Below are 16,998 nucleotides of genomic sequence, written 5' to 3'. Positions count from 1 at the left end.
GTATGGGTGCCATCAGCGTGGGGGCCGGCGTTCTGATCGCCGTGATAGTTGTCATCCTCCTGGTTTTGCTCTTCACGATCACGAGGTTGTTCAAGAAGGTGCCGCAGGGGAAGGCGCTGATCATTTCGAAGGTCCGCCGGGTCGACGTGACGTTCACCGGCGCGATCGTCCTTCCCGTGCTGCACAAGGCCGAGATCATGGACACCTCGGTGAAGGCGATGGAGATCACCCGCACCGGCCGCGAAGGCCTGATCTGCCGGGACAACATCCGCGCCGACATCCGGATCTCGTTCTTCGTCCGGGTCAACAAGACCACCGAGGACGTCATCAAGGTCGCGCAGGCGATCGGCACCGAACGGGCGAGCGACGAGGCGACCCTGCAGGAACTGTTCAACGCCAAGTTCTCCGAGGCGTTGAAAACCGTCGGTAAGCAGCTCGACTTCGTGGATCTCTACACCAAACGGCACGAGTTCCGCGACCAGATCATCCGCGTCATCGGCACCGACCTCAACGGGTACAGCCTCGAGGACGCGGCCATCGACTACCTCGAGCAGACACCGATGGCGCAGCTCGATTCCGCGAACATCCTCGACGCGCAAGGTATCCGCAAGATCACCGAGCTGACCGCGATCGAGCACGTGCGCACCAACGAGTTCCGCCGCGGTGAGGAAAAGGAGATCACCCGCCAGGACGTGGACGCCAGGGAGGCGATCCTCGAACTGGAGCGGCGACAGGCCGACGCGGAGATCAAGCAGCGGCGCGAGATCGAGACCATGCGGGCTCGTGAAGAGGCCGAGATCGCCAAGGTCCAGGCGGAGGAGCGGCTCAAGTCGCAGGCCGCGGGGCTGCGCACGGACGAGCAGCTCGGTATCCAGCACCAGAACCAGCAGCGCGAAATCGAGGTCGCGGGCAAGAACCGCGAGCGCGTCATCGCCATCGAGAGTGAGCGCATCGAGAAGGACCGCCTGCTGGAGGTCATCGGCCGCGAACGCGAGACCGAGCTGTCCCGGATCGCCAAGGACAAGGAGGTCGAGACCGAGAAGCGGTCGATCGCCGAGGTGATCCGCGAGCGGATCGCGGTCGAGAAGACGGTGGCGGAGCAGGAAGAGATCATCAAGAAGCTCCGCGTCGTCGAAGAGGCGGAGCGCCAGCGCGAGGCCATCATCATCCGGGCCGAGGCGGAGGCACAGGAAAGCCTGGTCAAGGACATCAAGGCCGCGGAAGCCGCCGAGGCCGCTTCGAAGCACAAGGCCCGCGAGGAACTGACGCTGGCCGAGGCACGCCAGCAGACCGCAGAACTGGAGACCCGCGCGAAGATCCGTCTCGCGGAAGGGATCCAGGCCGAAGAGGCCGCCAGCGGGCTGGCCGCGGCCCAGGTCAAGGAACGCGACGCCGACGCGCTGGAGAAGGTCGGCCGGGCCGAGGCGATCGTCGCCCGCGAGAAGGCGATCGTGCTCGCCGACGGGATGCGCGACAAGCTCAAGGGCGAGGCCGAAGGTCTCACCGAGAAGGCCGCCGCGATGGCCGCGCTCGACAGCGCCAGCCGCCAGCACGAGGAGTACCGCCTGCGCCTGGAAGCGGAGAAGGAGATCCGGCTCGCCGCGCTCACCGTGCAGCGCGAGGTCGCCGAGGCGCAGGCCACGGTGCTCGGCATCGGGCTGGAGAAGGCCGACATCGACATCGTCGGCGGCGAGACGATGTTCTTCGAGAAGGTCATCGGCTCGATCGGGCTCGGCAAGAGCGTGGACGGCTTCGTCGAGCACTCGGACGTCGTCCAGACCCTCGGGAAGTCGTGGCTCGACGGTTCGGGCAGCTTCACCGACGACCTGACGAAACTGGTCGGCTCGGTGAGTACGGAGGACGTGAAGAACCTGACGCTGTCGGCCTTCCTGGCCAAGCAGCTGCAGGCGGGCGGCCCGGACAGCGGCAAGCTGCAGGAACTGCTGGCCATGGCGCAGCGGCTCGGCCTGGCTGACAAGTCCGTCGCCACCCTCGCCCCCGCGAAGCAGTGACGACGACCGAACCGGCGGCAGGAACGGAGCAGCTGGACGCGGGCACCTATGAGGTGCTCCGCGCCCGGCTCGCCGCACAGGCCGCCGAACTGGCGAAACGCGCGGACGAGCTCAACAAGGCGCGGCTCGGGGTCTTCGGCAGCGCGCAGCTCGCGCTGATCGGCACGGAGCGGATCCGCACCGCGAACAACTGTGTGCCGCGGGACGTCGTGTCGGTCGGCGGACGGATGTTGTTCGGCTACAACGTCTTCATCGGGCTTAAACCCGAGACGACGGTCGACGACGTCTTTTCGCTGCACGGCTTCAGCCATGACGAGGAAGCCTTCCGCTTCGACGACGTGCCTGCCGAAGAGCTGCCGGAGCTGTTGCGCGACGAGCGGTTCGTCCGCGATTTCGCCGAGCTGTACCGGTACTACCGGCAGGCGAAGCTGTTGCAGCTGCGGCGGGTCGAGGGCAAGCTGCTCGCGATCTTCCAGATCGGGCCGCGGACCGAGGACATCCGGGTGCTGCGCTGGGGGATCACCGCCGACGGCAAGGTGTCCTATGTGGACAGCCGGGGTGAACGCGACCACGTCTTCCCGCCGTCACACGACTTCGAATGGATCGAGACCACCCGCGAGCAGCATGTGCTCGGACGGCATCCGCATATCTCGATCGAGGACGAGGTGTTCGTCGAGACCGTCGGCGGCAACCTGACGATCAAGGTCGAGAACAACACGGAGACCGGCGAGGGCGTCTACTCCGAACCGGTCGACGAGCCACTCCAGAGCCTGGCCGACGCCGAGGTCTCCTACGCCAGGATCGGCCCGCTGATCCTGCTGAGGCTGTTGCCGTACAAGGAGACGACGTACCGGTACCTGGTGTTCAACACCCGGACGCGGGATGTGGTCCGCCTCGACGGCATCGGGCAGGCCTGTCAGCGGCTGCCCGAGGACCACGGGATCATCTTCCCCGGCGGCTACTACCTCGACACGGGTGTCAGCAAGACGTTCGACACCACTGTGGACGGTCTCGAATTCGAGCGGGTGATCCGCTCGCCCAACGGCGAGGACGTGCTCTACGTCTTTCACGCGCGGGCCGAGGGACGCACGCTCCTCCTGCCGTACAACGTGATCCGCAAAGAGGTCTCGAACCCGATCCCGTGCCACGGGTACTCGCTGTTCGACGACGGCACGATGGTGCTGTTCCGGGCGTTGTCCGACGAGCCGAGCCGCGTGCATCCGATGCAGGTATGGCGGACGCCGTTCCAATCGGACACCTACGCCGCGTCGCAGCCGACAGGGACCGGTCCGCTGGAGCGGGTCGGCAACGCGGATCTGGTCCGCGGGATCTCCGATTGCCTTTCGATCGGCCGGATGGTCGACGAGATGGCGCCGTCGGCGGCGGTGTTCGAGGCCCTGATCGCCGCGTGCGCGCGGATCTTCGACCACTACCACTGGCTCGGCGAGGCCGAACTCGGCGATCTGCGGTCGCCGCTGTCGGACGTCCGGGTCACCGCGGAGCAGGTGCTCGACGAGTTCGAGACGGTCACCGCGCTCACCACGCAGGCGGCCGAAGCGGTCGACGAGGCGGCCGCGCAAACCGCCTCACTCGTGCGCAGGGTACGCGGCGAGGCGCTGAACTCGGCCGACGCGTGGGTGCGACGGCTCGCCGAGATGCACCGCGCGCGGGGACATCTGGTCACCGTGCGGGAACTGCGGTACGTCGACACGGACCGCGTGGACAAGCTGATCACGGATCTCGACACGGAGTTCGGTGAGGCCGCGCGGCGGGCCGTGCGGTTCCTGCAGGGCGAGGACGCGTTCACGGGCTACCACGCCGAAGTGGACGGACTGATCGCCGCCGCGGGCGCGATCGCCACCGTGGCCGAGGCGGTCCCGGTCGCCGAGCGGCTCGACGAACAGTCCGGCGGGCTCGAAGTCCTCACCGACGTCGTCGGCGGGCTGGAGATCGCGGACGCCGTGGTGCGGACGCGGATCCTGGAACGCGTCGGCGAGGTCATCGGCGGGGTCAACCGGGCGAGGGCCACCCTTGAGGCGCGGCGCAAGGAACTCCTGGAGACCGAAGGACGGGCGGAGTTCGCAGCCGAGTTCGCCCTGCTCGCGCAGGCCATCACCGGCGGCCTCGCGGTCGCGGACACCCCGGACCGCTGCGACGAGCAGCTCGGCAGACTGCTGCTCCAGCTGGAAAACCTCGAGTCGCGGTTCGGCGAGTTCGACGACTTCCTGGTGTCGCTGGGGGAGAAGCGCACCGACGTCTACGAGGCGTTCTCCTCCCGCAAGCAGGCGCTGCTCGACGAGCGGGCACGCCGCGCGGACCGGCTGGTCGATTCGGCCGAGCGGATCCTCACGAGTGTGACCAGGCGGGTCGGCACGCTCGGTTCGGTCGACGAGATCAACACCTATTTCGCATCTGATCCGATGGTCGCGAAGCTGCGCAGTGTCGTCACCGAACTGCGCGACCTCGGCGACCAGGTGCGCGCGGAAGAACTCGAAGGCAGGGTCAAGGCCGCTCGCCAGGAAGCGGGCCGCGCGCTGCGCGACCGCCTCGACCTCTACGGCGAGGGCGGGGAGACGATCCGCCTCGGCCGCAACACCTTCGCGGTCAACACCCAGGACATCGACCTCACGCTGGTGCCGCACGACGGCGGGATGAAGTTCGCGATCACCGGCACCGACTACCGCGCTCCCGTCCGGGACGCCTCCTTCGAGGCGACGAGGCCGTACTGGGACCAGTTGCTGGTCTCGGAATCGCCCGAGGTCTATCGCGCCGAGTATCTCGCGACATCGATCCTGCTCGAAGAGCCGGACTTGATCGAAGGTGATCTGCTCGACGTAGTCCGGCGCGTGGCGGGGAACCGGTACGACGAGGGCTACGCGCGCGGCGTGCACGACCACGACGCCGCCGCCATCCTGTCGGCGGTGCTGCGCCTGCGTTCCGCCGCGGGACTGCTGCGGTATCCGCCCGCGTCGAGGGCGGCCGCACAGCTGTTCTGGGCGTTCGGCGCCGAAGAGGCTGCGAAGGGCGCGTGGACCACGCGGGCCGCGTCGCTCGCGCGGGTCCGGGAAGCCTTCGGGCACACCACGGCGATCGACGCGCTGGCCCGGGAGTTCACCGAGGCGATGACCGCGTTCGCCGAGGACTTCGGTCTGGCGCTCGACCTCGAATTCGCCGGCGAGTACCTGTTCGAGGAACTAGCCGACGCGTCACCGGGATTCGTCACCAGCGGCGGCGCGCGGACGCTGCTCGACAAGTTCCGGCTCGACAGGCGCAGTTTCGCCGAAGACCTGCGCGCGCTCGACGACCTCGCCGATCGCCATCAGCTCGCCGAAGCCTGGCTTTCGTCCTTTGTGGACTCCACTGGATTGCCCGACGACGAACTGGCGGAGGCCGTCGCGATCGAACTGGCCGACCTGCCGCGCTACGACTCGTCGGCGGAACTCTCGGCCACTGTGGACGGTCTGCTCGGTTCGCATCCGCGGATCGTCAACCGGTCCCTGACCCTGCGGCTCGACGAGATGCTGGCCAGGACGCAGCGGTTCCGGCGGGATCGCGTACCGGGTTTCCGGGCGTACCAACGGCTGCGCAACGAACTGGTGGCGGCCGAACGGGACCGGCTGCGGTTGAGCGAGTACAAGCCGAAGGTGATGAGCGCCTTCGTGCGCAACCGGCTGCTCGACGAAGTCTATCTGCCGTTGATCGGCGACAACCTCGCCAAGCAACTCGGGGCGACCGGCGACGCCCGCCGCACCGACCAGTCCGGTCTGTTGCTGCTCATCTCGCCACCGGGATACGGCAAGACGACCTTGATGGAGTACGTCGCGAGCCGCCTCGGTTTGGTGTTCGTCAAGGTGAACGGGCCCGCCCTCGGACACGAGGTCACCTCGGTCGATCCGGCGGACGCGCCCAACGCGACCGCGCGCCAAGAGGTCGAGAAGATCTCGTTCGCGCTGGAGCAGGGCAACAACGTGCTGTTGTATCTGGACGACATCCAGCACACGTCGCCGGAACTGCTGCAGAAGTTCATCTCGCTGTGCGACGCGCAGCGGCGGATGGAAGGCGTCTGGGAAGGCCGGACGCGCACGTATGACCTGCGCGGCAAGCGGTTCGCGGTCTGCATGGCCGGTAACCCGTACACCGAGCAGGGCAAACGGTTCCGGATCCCGGACATGCTCGCCAACCGCGCGGACGTGTGGAACCTCGGCGATGTCCTGTCGGGCAAGGAAGAACTGTTCGCACTGAGCTACATCGAGAACTCGCTCACCGCGAACACCGTACTGGCACCGCTCGTCTCGCGGGAACGGTCCGATGTGGACGTTCTGGTCCGGCTGGCCCGCGGCGACGGCGGCGTCCGGGCGGATCAGCTGAAGCACGCGTATTCGGCGACCGAACTGGAGCAGATCCTCGCCGTGCTGCGAAAACTGATCCAGGTGCAGCGGATCGTGCTGAAAAACAACCAGGCCTACATCGCTTCGGCGGCGCAGGCGGACGCGTCCCGCGTCGAACCGCCGTTCCAGCTGCAGGGTTCCTACCGGAACATGAACAAGCTGGCCGGCCGGATCGTACCCGCGATGAACGACACTGAGCTTGAAGCGCTCATCGACGACCACTACGCCGGCGAAGCACAGACGCTGACCTCGGGCGCCGAGGCCAACTTGCTCAAGCTGGCGGAACTGCGCGGACGCCTGACCGACTCGGACGCGCGACGGTGGGCCGAGGTCAAGGCGGGTTATCTGCGGGCACAGGCGCTCGGTGGCGACGAGGAGGACCCGATGAGCCGCGCGGTCGGCGCGGTGGGCCTGCTGGCGGACCGGGTCGGTGCCGTGGAAGCGGCGATCGAGCGGGCTTCGGAGCGGCTGGTCGTGCGGGATGTGCCGTGAAGTGATTCGCCGGTGGCCCATTGCCGAAAATCGGCGATGGGCCGCGGTGGTCGCTTGATCCGCAAGCGTGTGCATTCACCGGCAGAGGCCGCATCGCCGACCAAGGCGAGAACCATCGCCAGCTTTCGGCAACGACGGCCACCACGGGCTACGCCACCACCGACCACAGCGTGACCTGACCGGACATGGCAACCATCGCCGGTTCTTAGAAAGCGACGCTAGCGACGAGTACGCGGCCATCGACCGTTGCGGCCCGTCGGATCGCTGCGAGGGCCGTCGCCGGTTTTCGGCGAGTGAAGCTGCCAGAAGAGTGCGTGGCCACCGGTGATTGCGGGTACTGGCGGGTCGGCGTGATGACCATCGCCACTTTCCGGTAATGAGCTCAGAACGGTGGCGCTTCCCCGGCCGGAGCGGTTCGCGTGCGGGGCTGGTGAAGTGGCGGCGGGGCGCTGTCGTGGCTTTGCCCGGTCGGGGTGGTGACGGTCAGGGTGCCGTCGGACGCGAGGCGGTAGATCCATCCGGCTTCGTCTTTGAGCCGGTGGTCTCGACGGCAGAGGTCGATCAGGTCGTCGGCGTCGGTGGTGCCGCCGAACTCCCACGGCACCGAATGGTCGAGATCGCAGGTCTGCGCGGGACGGCCGCAGCCGGGTCTCCGGCATTCACGGTCCCGTACCCGGACGAACTCGCCGACGCCGGCTGTCGGCCGGTACCGGTCCCGGCCGAGGTCCAGTACCTGTCCGGACAGCGGGTCGGTGATGATCCGGCGCAGCACGGCGTTCGGCCCGGTCGCGATATGCCGTGCCAGTGCCGCGGGAAGGTGGCCGTGTCCGGCCATTTCCGCCGGCTCGTCGTTGAGGCCGAGGTAGGTGAACAGGTCCATGTACAGGAACACTTCCGTGTGTTCGCTCGTGCCGCCCTGGCCACCCAGCAGGAGATCGAGCGCGACGTCCGCGCGCAACTGGTCCAGGGTGCGGGTTTCGTCGCCGGACCTGAGCTTCTTGGCTTCTCTGTCTATCCGAAGGTAGGCGGCGTTGACCTTCTCGGCTGGGCCGTCCTCGACCTCGATCGACGCCACCCCTGTCTCACCCTGTCGCACGGTGAGACGGCGGCCTTCACGATGGTGCTCAGCACGTTTGTCGGCGCCTTCGCGGTCGACCGTGATCGCCGCATGATTCGCCGCTTTCCGGATCTGGTCGGAATTCTTCCCCGCCAACCGTTCCTCGAGCAGGGAATCGGCGGCCCGGGCGTTCTCGTCCGACAGCCATGCCGTCGCCGCGACGACCTTCATCGCGCCGAAGCCACTCACTTTTCCCTTGTCCATCAGGGTCAAGGTGCGCGGCAGGCGGGTGGTCAACGCATCGGCGGCCGCGACCATCGCCCCCGCGTGATTGTCCACAAGGGACAAAGCGAAGGCGACCTCCTGCGTAACACTGCTCGCGCCCTCGCGATGCCGGTTCAGCTGGGCCAGCGCCCGGAACCGGACCGCCTCAAGCCGGGCGATCCCCGCCGACGCCGCTTGGGCGACAGCGACGGAATCGTTGTCGCCCAACGAATTCAGCGAAGCGTTGACCGGTGCCAACGTGTCAGGATCGGTCAGTTTCTCGAGTAGCGCCACCGGCGCGGCTTTGCGGGTGTCCACCCCGCAAACATACGACCAGCCACCGACAATTTTCGGATCAAGCGATCACCGTATTGCCGGAAACCGGTGACCGTTGTTCGCGGCGATTCGATGGTGCTGTGACGGTCGATGGCGGTGTTCGTGTTGGCAGTTGTCCTTTTCCGATGTGTGGCGGCGGTCGTCGAGTCTGGCCTTGCCGCTGTCGGTGGTGGTGCTGTTCGTGGTGGCCGTATTGCCGGATACTGGCGACGGTTGTTCGCGGCGATCCGATGGTGCCGTAACGGTCGAGGGCTGTGTCCCTGCCGGAAGTTGTCCTTTTCTGGAGTGTGGCGGCGGTCGTCGAGTCTGGCCTTGTCGCTGTCGGCGGTGACGCTGTTCGTGGCAGCTGTATTGTCGAGTATCGGCGACGGTCCCTCGTAGTGAGCCACCAGCCGTCGTTCGCCGAAAATCGGCGACGGTTGTTCGCGGCGATCCGATGGTGCCGTAACGGTCGAGGGCCGTGTTCCCGTCGCCAGCTGCCCTTTTCCGGAGTGTGGCGACGGTCGCCAAGTCCGACCATGCCGCTGTCGGCGGTGACGCTGCCCGTGGCAGCAGTATTGCCGAATACCGGCGACGGTCATCACGCCGACCCGCCAATCCCGCTGTCACCGATGGCCGCGCACCCTTCCGGCCGCCTCATCGCCGAAAATCGGCGACGGCCCCTCGCAACGAGCCACCAGCCACCAGCCAGCCGTCGTTCGCCGAAAACCGGCACCCCCATCCAACGACGAGCACTGTCACCAGCCGGACTCAAGACCCCAAAGCCGCCAACTGTGCCCCCGTGAGCCGTTCCACCGAAGGAACCGCCCGGTACTCCTCGCCTGTCGAAACCACCGTCACCGGACCGGCGATATGCGGATGCTCGGCCACCACCCGCAAAGCCGCCGAAACCCGTTCCGAAGGCCATCCCAGTGCCGCCGAAAGTGCCGGGACGGAAAGTGCGTGCCCGGCGTGCAGGAGGGCGGCGAGTACCGTCAGCGCGTCGGCGGCGTACACGTCGACGCGGTCGTCCAGCATGATGTCGTTGATGCGCGCGTGAAAGCGGGACAGGTCGTCCATGCGGGCGCCCGCGGGCGTCGAGATGCCGAGGACTTCGGTGCCCTGGCGGGTGATGACGACCCATTCCTGGTTCGAGCGGATGCTTTCGGCCCATACGCGCTGCGGCATCTCCTCGTCGATGACGTACCGTTCCCGCCGTCCGTCCCGTTCCCGTTTGAGCATCGCCTGCTGTTCGAGGTACCGGACGGCGTTGGAGATCGACGCGGGACTGACCTGGAGCCGCTGGGCGAGTTCGGCCGCGGTGTGGACGCCGTCGTCGCTGACGGACAGGCACGCGAGTACTCGCGCCGTCATCCGCGGCAGTCCGGTCCGGACCATCATTTCCGCGAAGTCCGCCTCGAAGCGACGGACGGCTTCCGGGTTCCGGCCGTAGCCGTGCGAGACGGCCGCGACGTCGCGGGCGGGCGGCTTTCGGCGCCGCCGCGCGCGTTCCCCGGTCACCCGGTTCGCTTCTTCGGCGCGGTAGCCGGAGTGCCCGCGGTTGCGCGCGACCTCACGGCTGATCGTCGACGTCGGGCGCCCGAGCCGCCGGGCGATCTCGGCGTAACCGAGGCCGTCCTTGAGCCAGGCCGCGATCAGCCGTCGGTCCTCCGGTGTCAGCCTGCCGCCCGGCATGGGCACCTCCTGTGCGTTCACGCGCAGATCATTGCAACACGTCGTTGCGTTCATCTCCAAGAACGTTGCAACGATTCCCGGAAACTACCAGCAATAACACAGAAATGGCCAGAGTTGAGCTTTGAGAGATCCTTAAATGCAACGTAGCCTTCGGGTAGCGGTAAAACTGGGAGGAACAGCAATGACCACGTCGGTACCTCATCTCACGGAACTGCCCCTCGAACGCCCGAAGGGCTGTCCGTTCGACCCGCCCGCCGAACTCGGTCCGCTGCGCGACGAGCATCCGCTCGTCCGGCTGCGGTTTCCCGACGGGCACGAAGGCTGGCTCGCGACCGGCCACGCGATCATTCGCGCCGTCCTCGCGGATCCGCGATTCAGCGCCCGGCAGGAGCTGATGCACACGCCGCTGCCGGGTGCGGCCGCGATGGCGGAGATGCCGCCCGCCCAGCCGGGGATGTTCATCAAGATGGACGGTGCGGAGCACGCGCGGTACCGCAAGCTGCTCACCGGCAAGTTCACCGTCCGCCGGATGCGGCAGCTCACCGAACGGGTCGAGCAGGTGACCGTCGAACACCTGGACGCGATGGAGCGACAAGGAACGACGGCCGAGCTGGTGACCGCGTTCGCGCAGCCCATTCCGGCGCTGATGATCTGCGAGCTGCTCGGTGTCCCGTACGCCGACCACGAGTTCTTCCGCCGCAACGTCGCGCCGTTGAACCGGCCGGAGGCGCCGTTGGAGGAACAAGAAGCCGCCATCAACGCACTGGGGGGCTACCTGTACGAACTCGTCGTGGCGAAACGGGCCGAGCCGACCGACGACATCCTCGGTGAACTGGCCGCCACCGACCTCACCGACGAGGAACTCACCAGCATCGCGTTCCTTTTGCTGGGTGCGGGCCTGGACACCACGGCGAACATGCTGGCGCTGGGTACTTTCGCGTTGCTGCGCAACCCGGACCAGCTCGCCGTCCTGCGCGAGGACCCGGAGAGTATCGACGGTGCGATCGAGGAACTCCTGCGCTACTTGACGATCGCGCACACGGGCGTCCGCACCGCGCTCGAAGACGTCGAGATCGGCGGCCAGGTCGTCAAGTCGGGGGAGGTGGTGGCCCTCTCGGCGGGGGCGGCCAACCGCGATCCGCTGAAGTTCCCGGAACCCGACCGGCTCGATCTCCGCCGGAACGCCGCCGGGCACGCCGCTTTCGGGCACGGGGTGCACCAGTGTCTCGGCCAGCAGCTCGCGCGAGTCCAGCTGAAGGTCGCCTTCACCGGGCTGCTCGGCAGGTTCCCGGCGCTGCGCCTGGCCGTTCCGGCCGAAGAGATCCCGCTGCGGACGGATTCCGACATCTACGGGGTGTACGCGCTCCCGGTGGCCTGGGGCTGATCGCGATGAGGGTCGAAGTGGACCGGGAACGGTGTGTGGGCGCGGGAATGTGCGTGCTGACCGCGCCGGAGGTGTTCGGACAGGACGAAGAAGACGGCCGGGTCCGGTTGCTGGACCCGGAACCGGCCGGGATCGGCGACGCCGCGCAGGTGTGCCCGGCGGCCGCGATCACGGCGGACGACTAGCGGACCACCCGGGCCAGGGGGTGCCGGGCGGGCACCCCCTGGCGCGGGATCAGCCGACGTCCACGAGGACCTTGCCCGCGTCGGCGTTCTGCACGGCGGTGCCGGCGTAGAGCTGCTGGACCCTGGCCTTCTCCTGCGCGTTGGGGTTCACGCTGGTGCAGCTGACCCCGCCGGTCGAGCCGGACATCAGCGACGAGCACGGGCCGGGCTTCACGTCGGGCAGGCCGAGGCTGTGCCCGAGTTCGTGGGAAGCGATCCGGGGCGTGTGGTAGCCCTGCTGGACGGCCTGCCTGCCCATCCACACGGTGACCGTGCCGCTCGGGCGGACCGGGCCGAGCGTGGCGCGCGGCCAGCCGTTGTCGGCGATGACCCGGATGTTGACCCGCTGCCCCGGCGTCGCCTTCACGATGCGGACGTTGGTGACGTTGGTGTTCCAGACGTTGACGCCGGCGGCCACCGCGTCCTTGAACTCCGCGGCCTGGCTGTCGTCGTAGGTCAGGGTGGTCGCCATGATCTCGGCGGCTCCGGCGGAGGGCGCCGAGAGCATCGAAAGGGAGAGCGCGGCGCCGGTGAGCACCGCGGCGAAAGTACGTCGAAGCACGTTTTACTCCTCGCGTTAAGGCGTGCTGGAATTGCGGAGCAGTGTCGACACTTTGGTTCGGGCGAGAGGGATCTCTGAGTAGTCCTCCGTTGCCTCCGCGTGATGTTAGGACCTGTCGAGGTCGTCGCGGAACCCGCCGATAGTCGCCTGTCGTTAACCATGATCTTGACGCGACCGGAAGACTGTCCGGTTATGACGACGGCGCGTTTCACCGGACACGAAGAACCCATCCTCGCCGTCGCGGTGCACGGAAACCGGCTGGTCACCGGCGGTACGGACAAGACGGTGCGGGTATGGGACCTGGAGACCGGCGCGCAGCGGTTCGCCTTGGGCGGCCACGAACGGCCGGTGCTCGCGGTGGGTATCTCGGGCCAGTACGTGGTGGGGTGCGATGGCGCGACGGTGCGGCGCTGGCGGCTCACCGGACACGAGGCGCAGCCACCGGAGGTCCAGACGACCAAACGGGCACTCGCGGTCGCGGTGGCGAAGGAGTTCGTCGTGTCCGGTGTGGGAAGCACCGTCGAGGTCCGGCGGCTGGACGGCGTGACGGTGCGTGGTCTCCGCACCGGTGGCCCGGAGATCGAATCGGTCGCGGTGACCCCGGACGGCGGGGTCGTGGTCGCCGGTGACGACACCGGCGGCGTGCGGCTGTGGGACCGCGAAGTCGTTTCCCACTACCGGTTCGGCGGCGCTGGCGCGGTACACGTGGTCGCGGTTTCGGCCGACGGCGCGCGGGTGCTGTCCGGTGAGGGCGAGACGGTCCGGTTGTGGGGGCGGAAAGGCGATCCCGCCCTCGTCTTCCCCGGCCACGCCGGGGTGGTGCGCGCGCTGGCCTTCAGCCCGGATGGAAAACTGGTGCTCTCCGGCGGTTCCGGCGGCGAGGTCTACGTCCGCGACATCGAGAACCCCGCCGAATACACCCTCCTCACGGGACACGAGGGCAACGTCCGCGCGATCGCCTGCACCGCGGGCAACGAGAAGATCATCTCGGTCGGCGACGACCGCACGATCCGGGTGTGGGACCGCTTCGGCAATCAGATCGACGGCACCGGTTTCGTCGAGCCCAAGCCGGGACGGGCCCGGCCGAGGATCACTCCGGACGTCGAAAGCGCGATCGACCTGATCGGCTTCCAGGACGATGTGCGCACGCTCGCCGCGGTCATCGCCGACCGGGAGACCAGCCCGCCGCTGTGCATCGCGCTGCTGGGCCCCTGGGGCTCCGGCAAATCGAGTTTCGTGCGGCAGGTGGCCGATCGGGTGGCCGAACTGGCCAGGCGATCCCGGGGCGACGCCGCCAACAGCGTGTTCGCCGGCGAGATCCGGCAGATCCGGTTCAACGCCTGGCAGTACCACGACGACCATCTGTGGGTCGGGCTGGTGGATCACCTGTTCCGGAACCTCGGCGCGCCCGAACCGCACGCGGACGCCGACGAGGTCCGTGCCGAACGCGAGGAACTGCGGACCCGGCTCGCCGGGCTGAGGGCCGTCAAAGCGGATTCCCCGCTCACGTGGCGCTGGCGGCTGCTGGTGTCCGGGGTGGACCGGGCCGAACGCCGACGGCGGCGGCTCGCCGTCGCCGGGTACGCGGTGCTCGGTGTGCTCGGTGTCGCCGGGGCGATCACCGGATGGGCCTTGTGGCACAACGCGATCCTCGCCGCGGCGGGCGCGATCGTCGCGCTCGGTGCCGTGCTGACCCCGGCGCTCACCACCGCCAAGGCGGCCCTCGCGCCGGTGAAGTCCACATTGGACAAATTGCGGCACGACGTCGACAAACGGGCGGAACGGTTCGAGACCGAGGTCCGCGAGGCCGAGGAACGGCTCCGGCGGCTGGACGCGGCCACGCGGCTCGGCGAGCTGATCGAAGAGGCGACGGACGGCAGATACGGGGACTACCAAGGGGTTTTCGCCCGCGTGCGGGAAGATCTCGCGCGGCTGAGCGCGGATCTGGTGGACGCGCGTGAGGACTGGCGGCTGGCAGGCGGCAAGGGCGAGCCGCCATTGGAACGGATCGTGCTCTACATCGACGACCTCGATCGCTGTCCGCCGTCGAAGGTGATCGAAGTGCTCGCCGCGGTGCACCTGCTGCTGGCCCTGCCCGCGTTCGTCGTGGTGGTGGCCGTCGATCCCCGATGGCTGCGGCGATGCCTCGACCAGCACCACGAAGAACTGTTCGGCACCGGGGAGGCGCGCCGGGCGGAGTACCTCGACAAGATCTTCCAGGTCGTGTTCACCCTGCGCCCCATGGGAAGCGCGGCGGACGAGCTGATCGACGCGCTGATGCCGATCGAGGAACGGGAACCGGGGCCGTCCGAGCCCGAAGAATGGCCGGAGGACGACAGTGCCCCCGAACGCGGTGAAACAAGGGAGGTCATCGTCAAGGACACGGCCCCGCCCACGTTCTACAACATGCGGCCGGACCGGTTGCGGCTCACCGAAGTCGAACGCGCTTTCGTCCACGTGCTGCGGAAACGGTTGAACACGCCACGGGAGATCCGGAAACTGGTCAACCTCTACCGGCTGGTGCGCATCGGTATTCCCGACGCGGAACTGGCGCGGTTCGTCGGCGGCCCCTACCGGGCGGTGCTGGTGCTGCTGACCCTGCTGGTCGCCGATCCGGACGCCGCGCGCTCGACCTTCATCGCGTTGTCCGATGGGGAATCGTTGTCCGAAGCCTTTCCACCTGAATGGCGGCTAGACGCCGAATCCTTCGATGATCTAGAGGTCTATCGGAATTGGGTGGGCACCCTCGCCCGCTTCAGTTTCGAAACCTACGATCTGGTGACCGAGGAAACAGAACCGGGAACCGCGTTGTAGCTACACTTGCCCGCTACGACGTCGAGGGGGCGCGCATGCGGAGATCAGGCTGGCTTTCGCTCGCCTTCGGCACGCTGGTCGGGACGCTGGTGATCGTTCTGCTGGCGACCGTCGTCACCGCGCCCTCGAACGCGCTCCGGACCGATTGCGTCCGCCTGGTCACGAGTTCTTCCACGGAGAAGGGCGACCTGATCGCCGAACTGGCCGAGCGGTACAACAACACCGGCCGGACGTTCGACCGCGGCCGGTGCGCGAAGGTCGAGGCGTACAAGAAGACCTCGGGTGCCACGCTCGACCTCATCGCCGACGGCTGGAACGACATCGACGAACGCCAGCCCGAACCCCAGGTCTGGCTGCCCAGTTCGTCGCTCTGGCTCGATCTGCTGCGCCAGCGCGGAAAGGGCGAGCGGATCAGGACCGGGCCGAAGACCTCGCTCGCGACCAGCCCGATGGTGATCGCGATGCCGGAGCCGATGGCCAAGGCACTCGGCTGGCCGGAGAGAACGCCCGGCTGGGGTGACGTCCTGGAAATGAACCGCGACGGTGGCTGGGCCTCGAAGGGCGCGGCGTACGCCCAGTGGGGGAACTTCACGCTCGGCAAGGACAACCCGCGGCGGTCGACGTCCGGGCTCGCCGCGACCATCGCGACCTACTTCGCGGCGACGGGCGGCGACTACGGCAAGATCGGGACCGCGGAGACCGTGCAGTTCGTCCGCGGGATCGAGGCGTCGGTCGCCTACTACAGCGACGATTCGGTGGCCTTCCTGAAGACGCTGTACGAAGAGGACCGCAAGAAGCCGACGCCCTACATCAGCGCGATGGCGATGCAGGAACAGATGGTCTATCTCTACAACCGCGGCGTGCCGACCGGGGATCCCGCGCAGCTGAAGGGGAACCCCGTCGCGCCGCTGCGCCCGCTGGTCGCCGTCCACCCCAGGGAAGGGACGATGCTGATCGACCATCCCTTCCTGACCACCGCGAACGCGACACCGGAGCAGCAGACGGCGGCCAAGGACTTCTACGACTTCCTCCTGGAGACCGAACAGCAGAAACGGTTCCGTGATCTCGGGTTCCGGGACCCCGGCGGTAGCGGGAATCCCGAGCTGGCCAAGGTCGTGGGCACGCAGGAGACCCAGGAGCCCCCGAAGATCGGTGTCCCGACCGGCGAGCAGATCCAGAAGATGCTGGACGGCTGGGAGTACACGCAGCGCCGCGGCCGGATCCTGCTGGTGCTGGACCTGTCCGGATCGATGAACGAACCGTTCGACAAGAACCGCAAGGACAAACCGTATTCCGAGAGCCGGATCGCCCTGCTGAAACCGGCGATCCGGAAACAGCTCGAGTACCTGCATCCCGAAGACGAGGTCGGGTTGTGGACGTTCTCGGACGGGTACGAGGAAAAGATGCCGATCGGCAAGGTGAAGAACGTCCGCGGCCCGATGGTCGACCTGGTCGAAAACCTGACCCCGAAAGGCGATACGGCGCTGTACCAGACCGTCATGGCCGCGAACGACAAGATGCGGCGGGAGTTCGACCCGACCCTGATCAACGCCGTCGTCTTTCTGACCGACGGCCAGAATACCGAGGCCGGGACGAAGGAACAGGTGCTGCAGAACGTCGACGCCGAGCGGCTGGACAACTCCGTCCGGATCTTCACCATGGCCTACGGCGCGCAGGCGGACAGCCGCGTTCTCGACGAGATCGCGCAGAAGTCCAAGGCCCGCAGCTACCAGGCCGTCGACCCGCACGGCATCGACAAGATGTTCGTCAACGTCTTCAGCAACTTCTGAC

9 protein-coding genes are annotated in these 16,998 nt (G+C 67.6%); 6 read left to right on the top strand and 3 right to left on the bottom strand.

Translation table 11 applies throughout. From position 1 onward, the window contains the following. Positions 1–2: 2 nt before the first annotated feature. Together ACZ54P_RS07745 and ACZ54P_RS07740 are read left to right on the top strand one after the other, a co-directional pair. Positions 3–2,012: a flotillin family protein gene (locus ACZ54P_RS07745; RefSeq protein ID WP_465460710.1), complete on the top strand. Its 2,010-nt coding sequence runs from the start codon at positions 3–5 to the stop codon at positions 2,010–2,012. Then, positions 2,009–6,892: a DNA repair ATPase gene (locus ACZ54P_RS07740; protein WP_465460709.1), complete on the top strand. Its 4,884-nt coding sequence runs from the start codon at positions 2,009–2,011 to the stop codon at positions 6,890–6,892. Before ACZ54P_RS07745 ends, ACZ54P_RS07740 begins: the two co-directional genes overlap by 4 nt. 382 nt (positions 6,893–7,274) lie before the next feature. Here the strand turns inward: ACZ54P_RS07740 and ACZ54P_RS07735 are convergent, their stop codons facing one another. Together ACZ54P_RS07735 and ACZ54P_RS07730 are read right to left on the bottom strand one after the other, a co-directional pair. Beyond that, complete coding sequence (locus ACZ54P_RS07735; protein ID WP_465460708.1) at positions 7,275–8,531, bottom strand: HNH endonuclease signature motif containing protein; 1,257 nt, start codon at positions 8,529–8,531, stop codon at positions 7,275–7,277. A 768-nt stretch (positions 8,532–9,299) separates the two neighbouring features. After that, a complete protein-coding gene (locus ACZ54P_RS07730; protein ID WP_465460862.1) occupies positions 9,300–10,223 on the bottom strand; it encodes a GbsR/MarR family transcriptional regulator in 924 nt (307 codons plus the stop codon). Positions 10,224–10,404: 181 nt separating this feature from the next. Here ACZ54P_RS07730 and ACZ54P_RS07725 point away from each other — a divergent pair, with 181 nt between their 5' ends. Both ACZ54P_RS07725 and ACZ54P_RS07720 read left to right on the top strand, forming a co-directional pair. Further along, a complete protein-coding gene (locus tag ACZ54P_RS07725; protein ID WP_465460707.1) occupies positions 10,405–11,607 on the top strand; it encodes a cytochrome P450 in 1,203 nt (400 codons plus the stop codon). A 5-nt stretch (positions 11,608–11,612) separates the two neighbouring features. After that, complete coding sequence (locus tag ACZ54P_RS07720; protein WP_465460706.1) at positions 11,613–11,792, top strand: ferredoxin; 180 nt, start codon at positions 11,613–11,615, stop codon at positions 11,790–11,792. 49 nt (positions 11,793–11,841) lie between these two features. Here ACZ54P_RS07720 and ACZ54P_RS07715 read toward each other — a convergent pair whose 3' ends face one another. After that, on the bottom strand, positions 11,842–12,393 hold the full coding sequence (locus tag ACZ54P_RS07715) for a snapalysin family zinc-dependent metalloprotease (RefSeq protein ID WP_465460705.1): 552 nt from the start codon (positions 12,391–12,393) through the stop codon (positions 11,842–11,844). 192 nt (positions 12,394–12,585) lie between these two features. Here ACZ54P_RS07715 and ACZ54P_RS07710 point away from each other — a divergent pair, with 192 nt between their 5' ends. Beyond that, positions 12,586–15,207: a P-loop NTPase fold protein gene (locus ACZ54P_RS07710; RefSeq protein WP_465460704.1), complete on the top strand. Its 2,622-nt coding sequence runs from the start codon at positions 12,586–12,588 to the stop codon at positions 15,205–15,207. Positions 15,208–15,242: 35 nt separating this feature from the next. After that, a complete protein-coding gene (locus ACZ54P_RS07705; RefSeq protein ID WP_465460703.1) occupies positions 15,243–16,997 on the top strand; it encodes a substrate-binding and vWA domain-containing protein in 1,755 nt (584 codons plus the stop codon). Position 16,998: the final 1 nt, after the last annotated feature.

Source organism: Amycolatopsis sp. NPDC034160 (assembly GCF_055575355.1).
The sequence above is the reverse complement of the archived record's forward strand: the minus strand, read 5'-3'. Positions and strand labels throughout refer to the sequence as shown.

Coding starts and splice junctions, on each gene's coding strand:
- ACZ54P_RS07745 (WP_465460710.1), top strand. CDS start 3: ATGGGTGCCATCAGCGTGGGGGCCGGCGTTCTGATCGCCGTGATAGTT.
- ACZ54P_RS07730 (WP_465460862.1), bottom strand. CDS start 10,223: ATGCCGGGCGGCAGGCTGACACCGGAGGACCGACGGCTGATCGCGGCC.
- ACZ54P_RS07725 (WP_465460707.1), top strand. CDS start 10,405: ATGACCACGTCGGTACCTCATCTCACGGAACTGCCCCTCGAACGCCCG.
- ACZ54P_RS07720 (WP_465460706.1), top strand. CDS start 11,613: ATGAGGGTCGAAGTGGACCGGGAACGGTGTGTGGGCGCGGGAATGTGC.
- ACZ54P_RS07710 (WP_465460704.1), top strand. CDS start 12,586: ATGACGACGGCGCGTTTCACCGGACACGAAGAACCCATCCTCGCCGTC.
- ACZ54P_RS07705 (WP_465460703.1), top strand. CDS start 15,243: ATGCGGAGATCAGGCTGGCTTTCGCTCGCCTTCGGCACGCTGGTCGGG.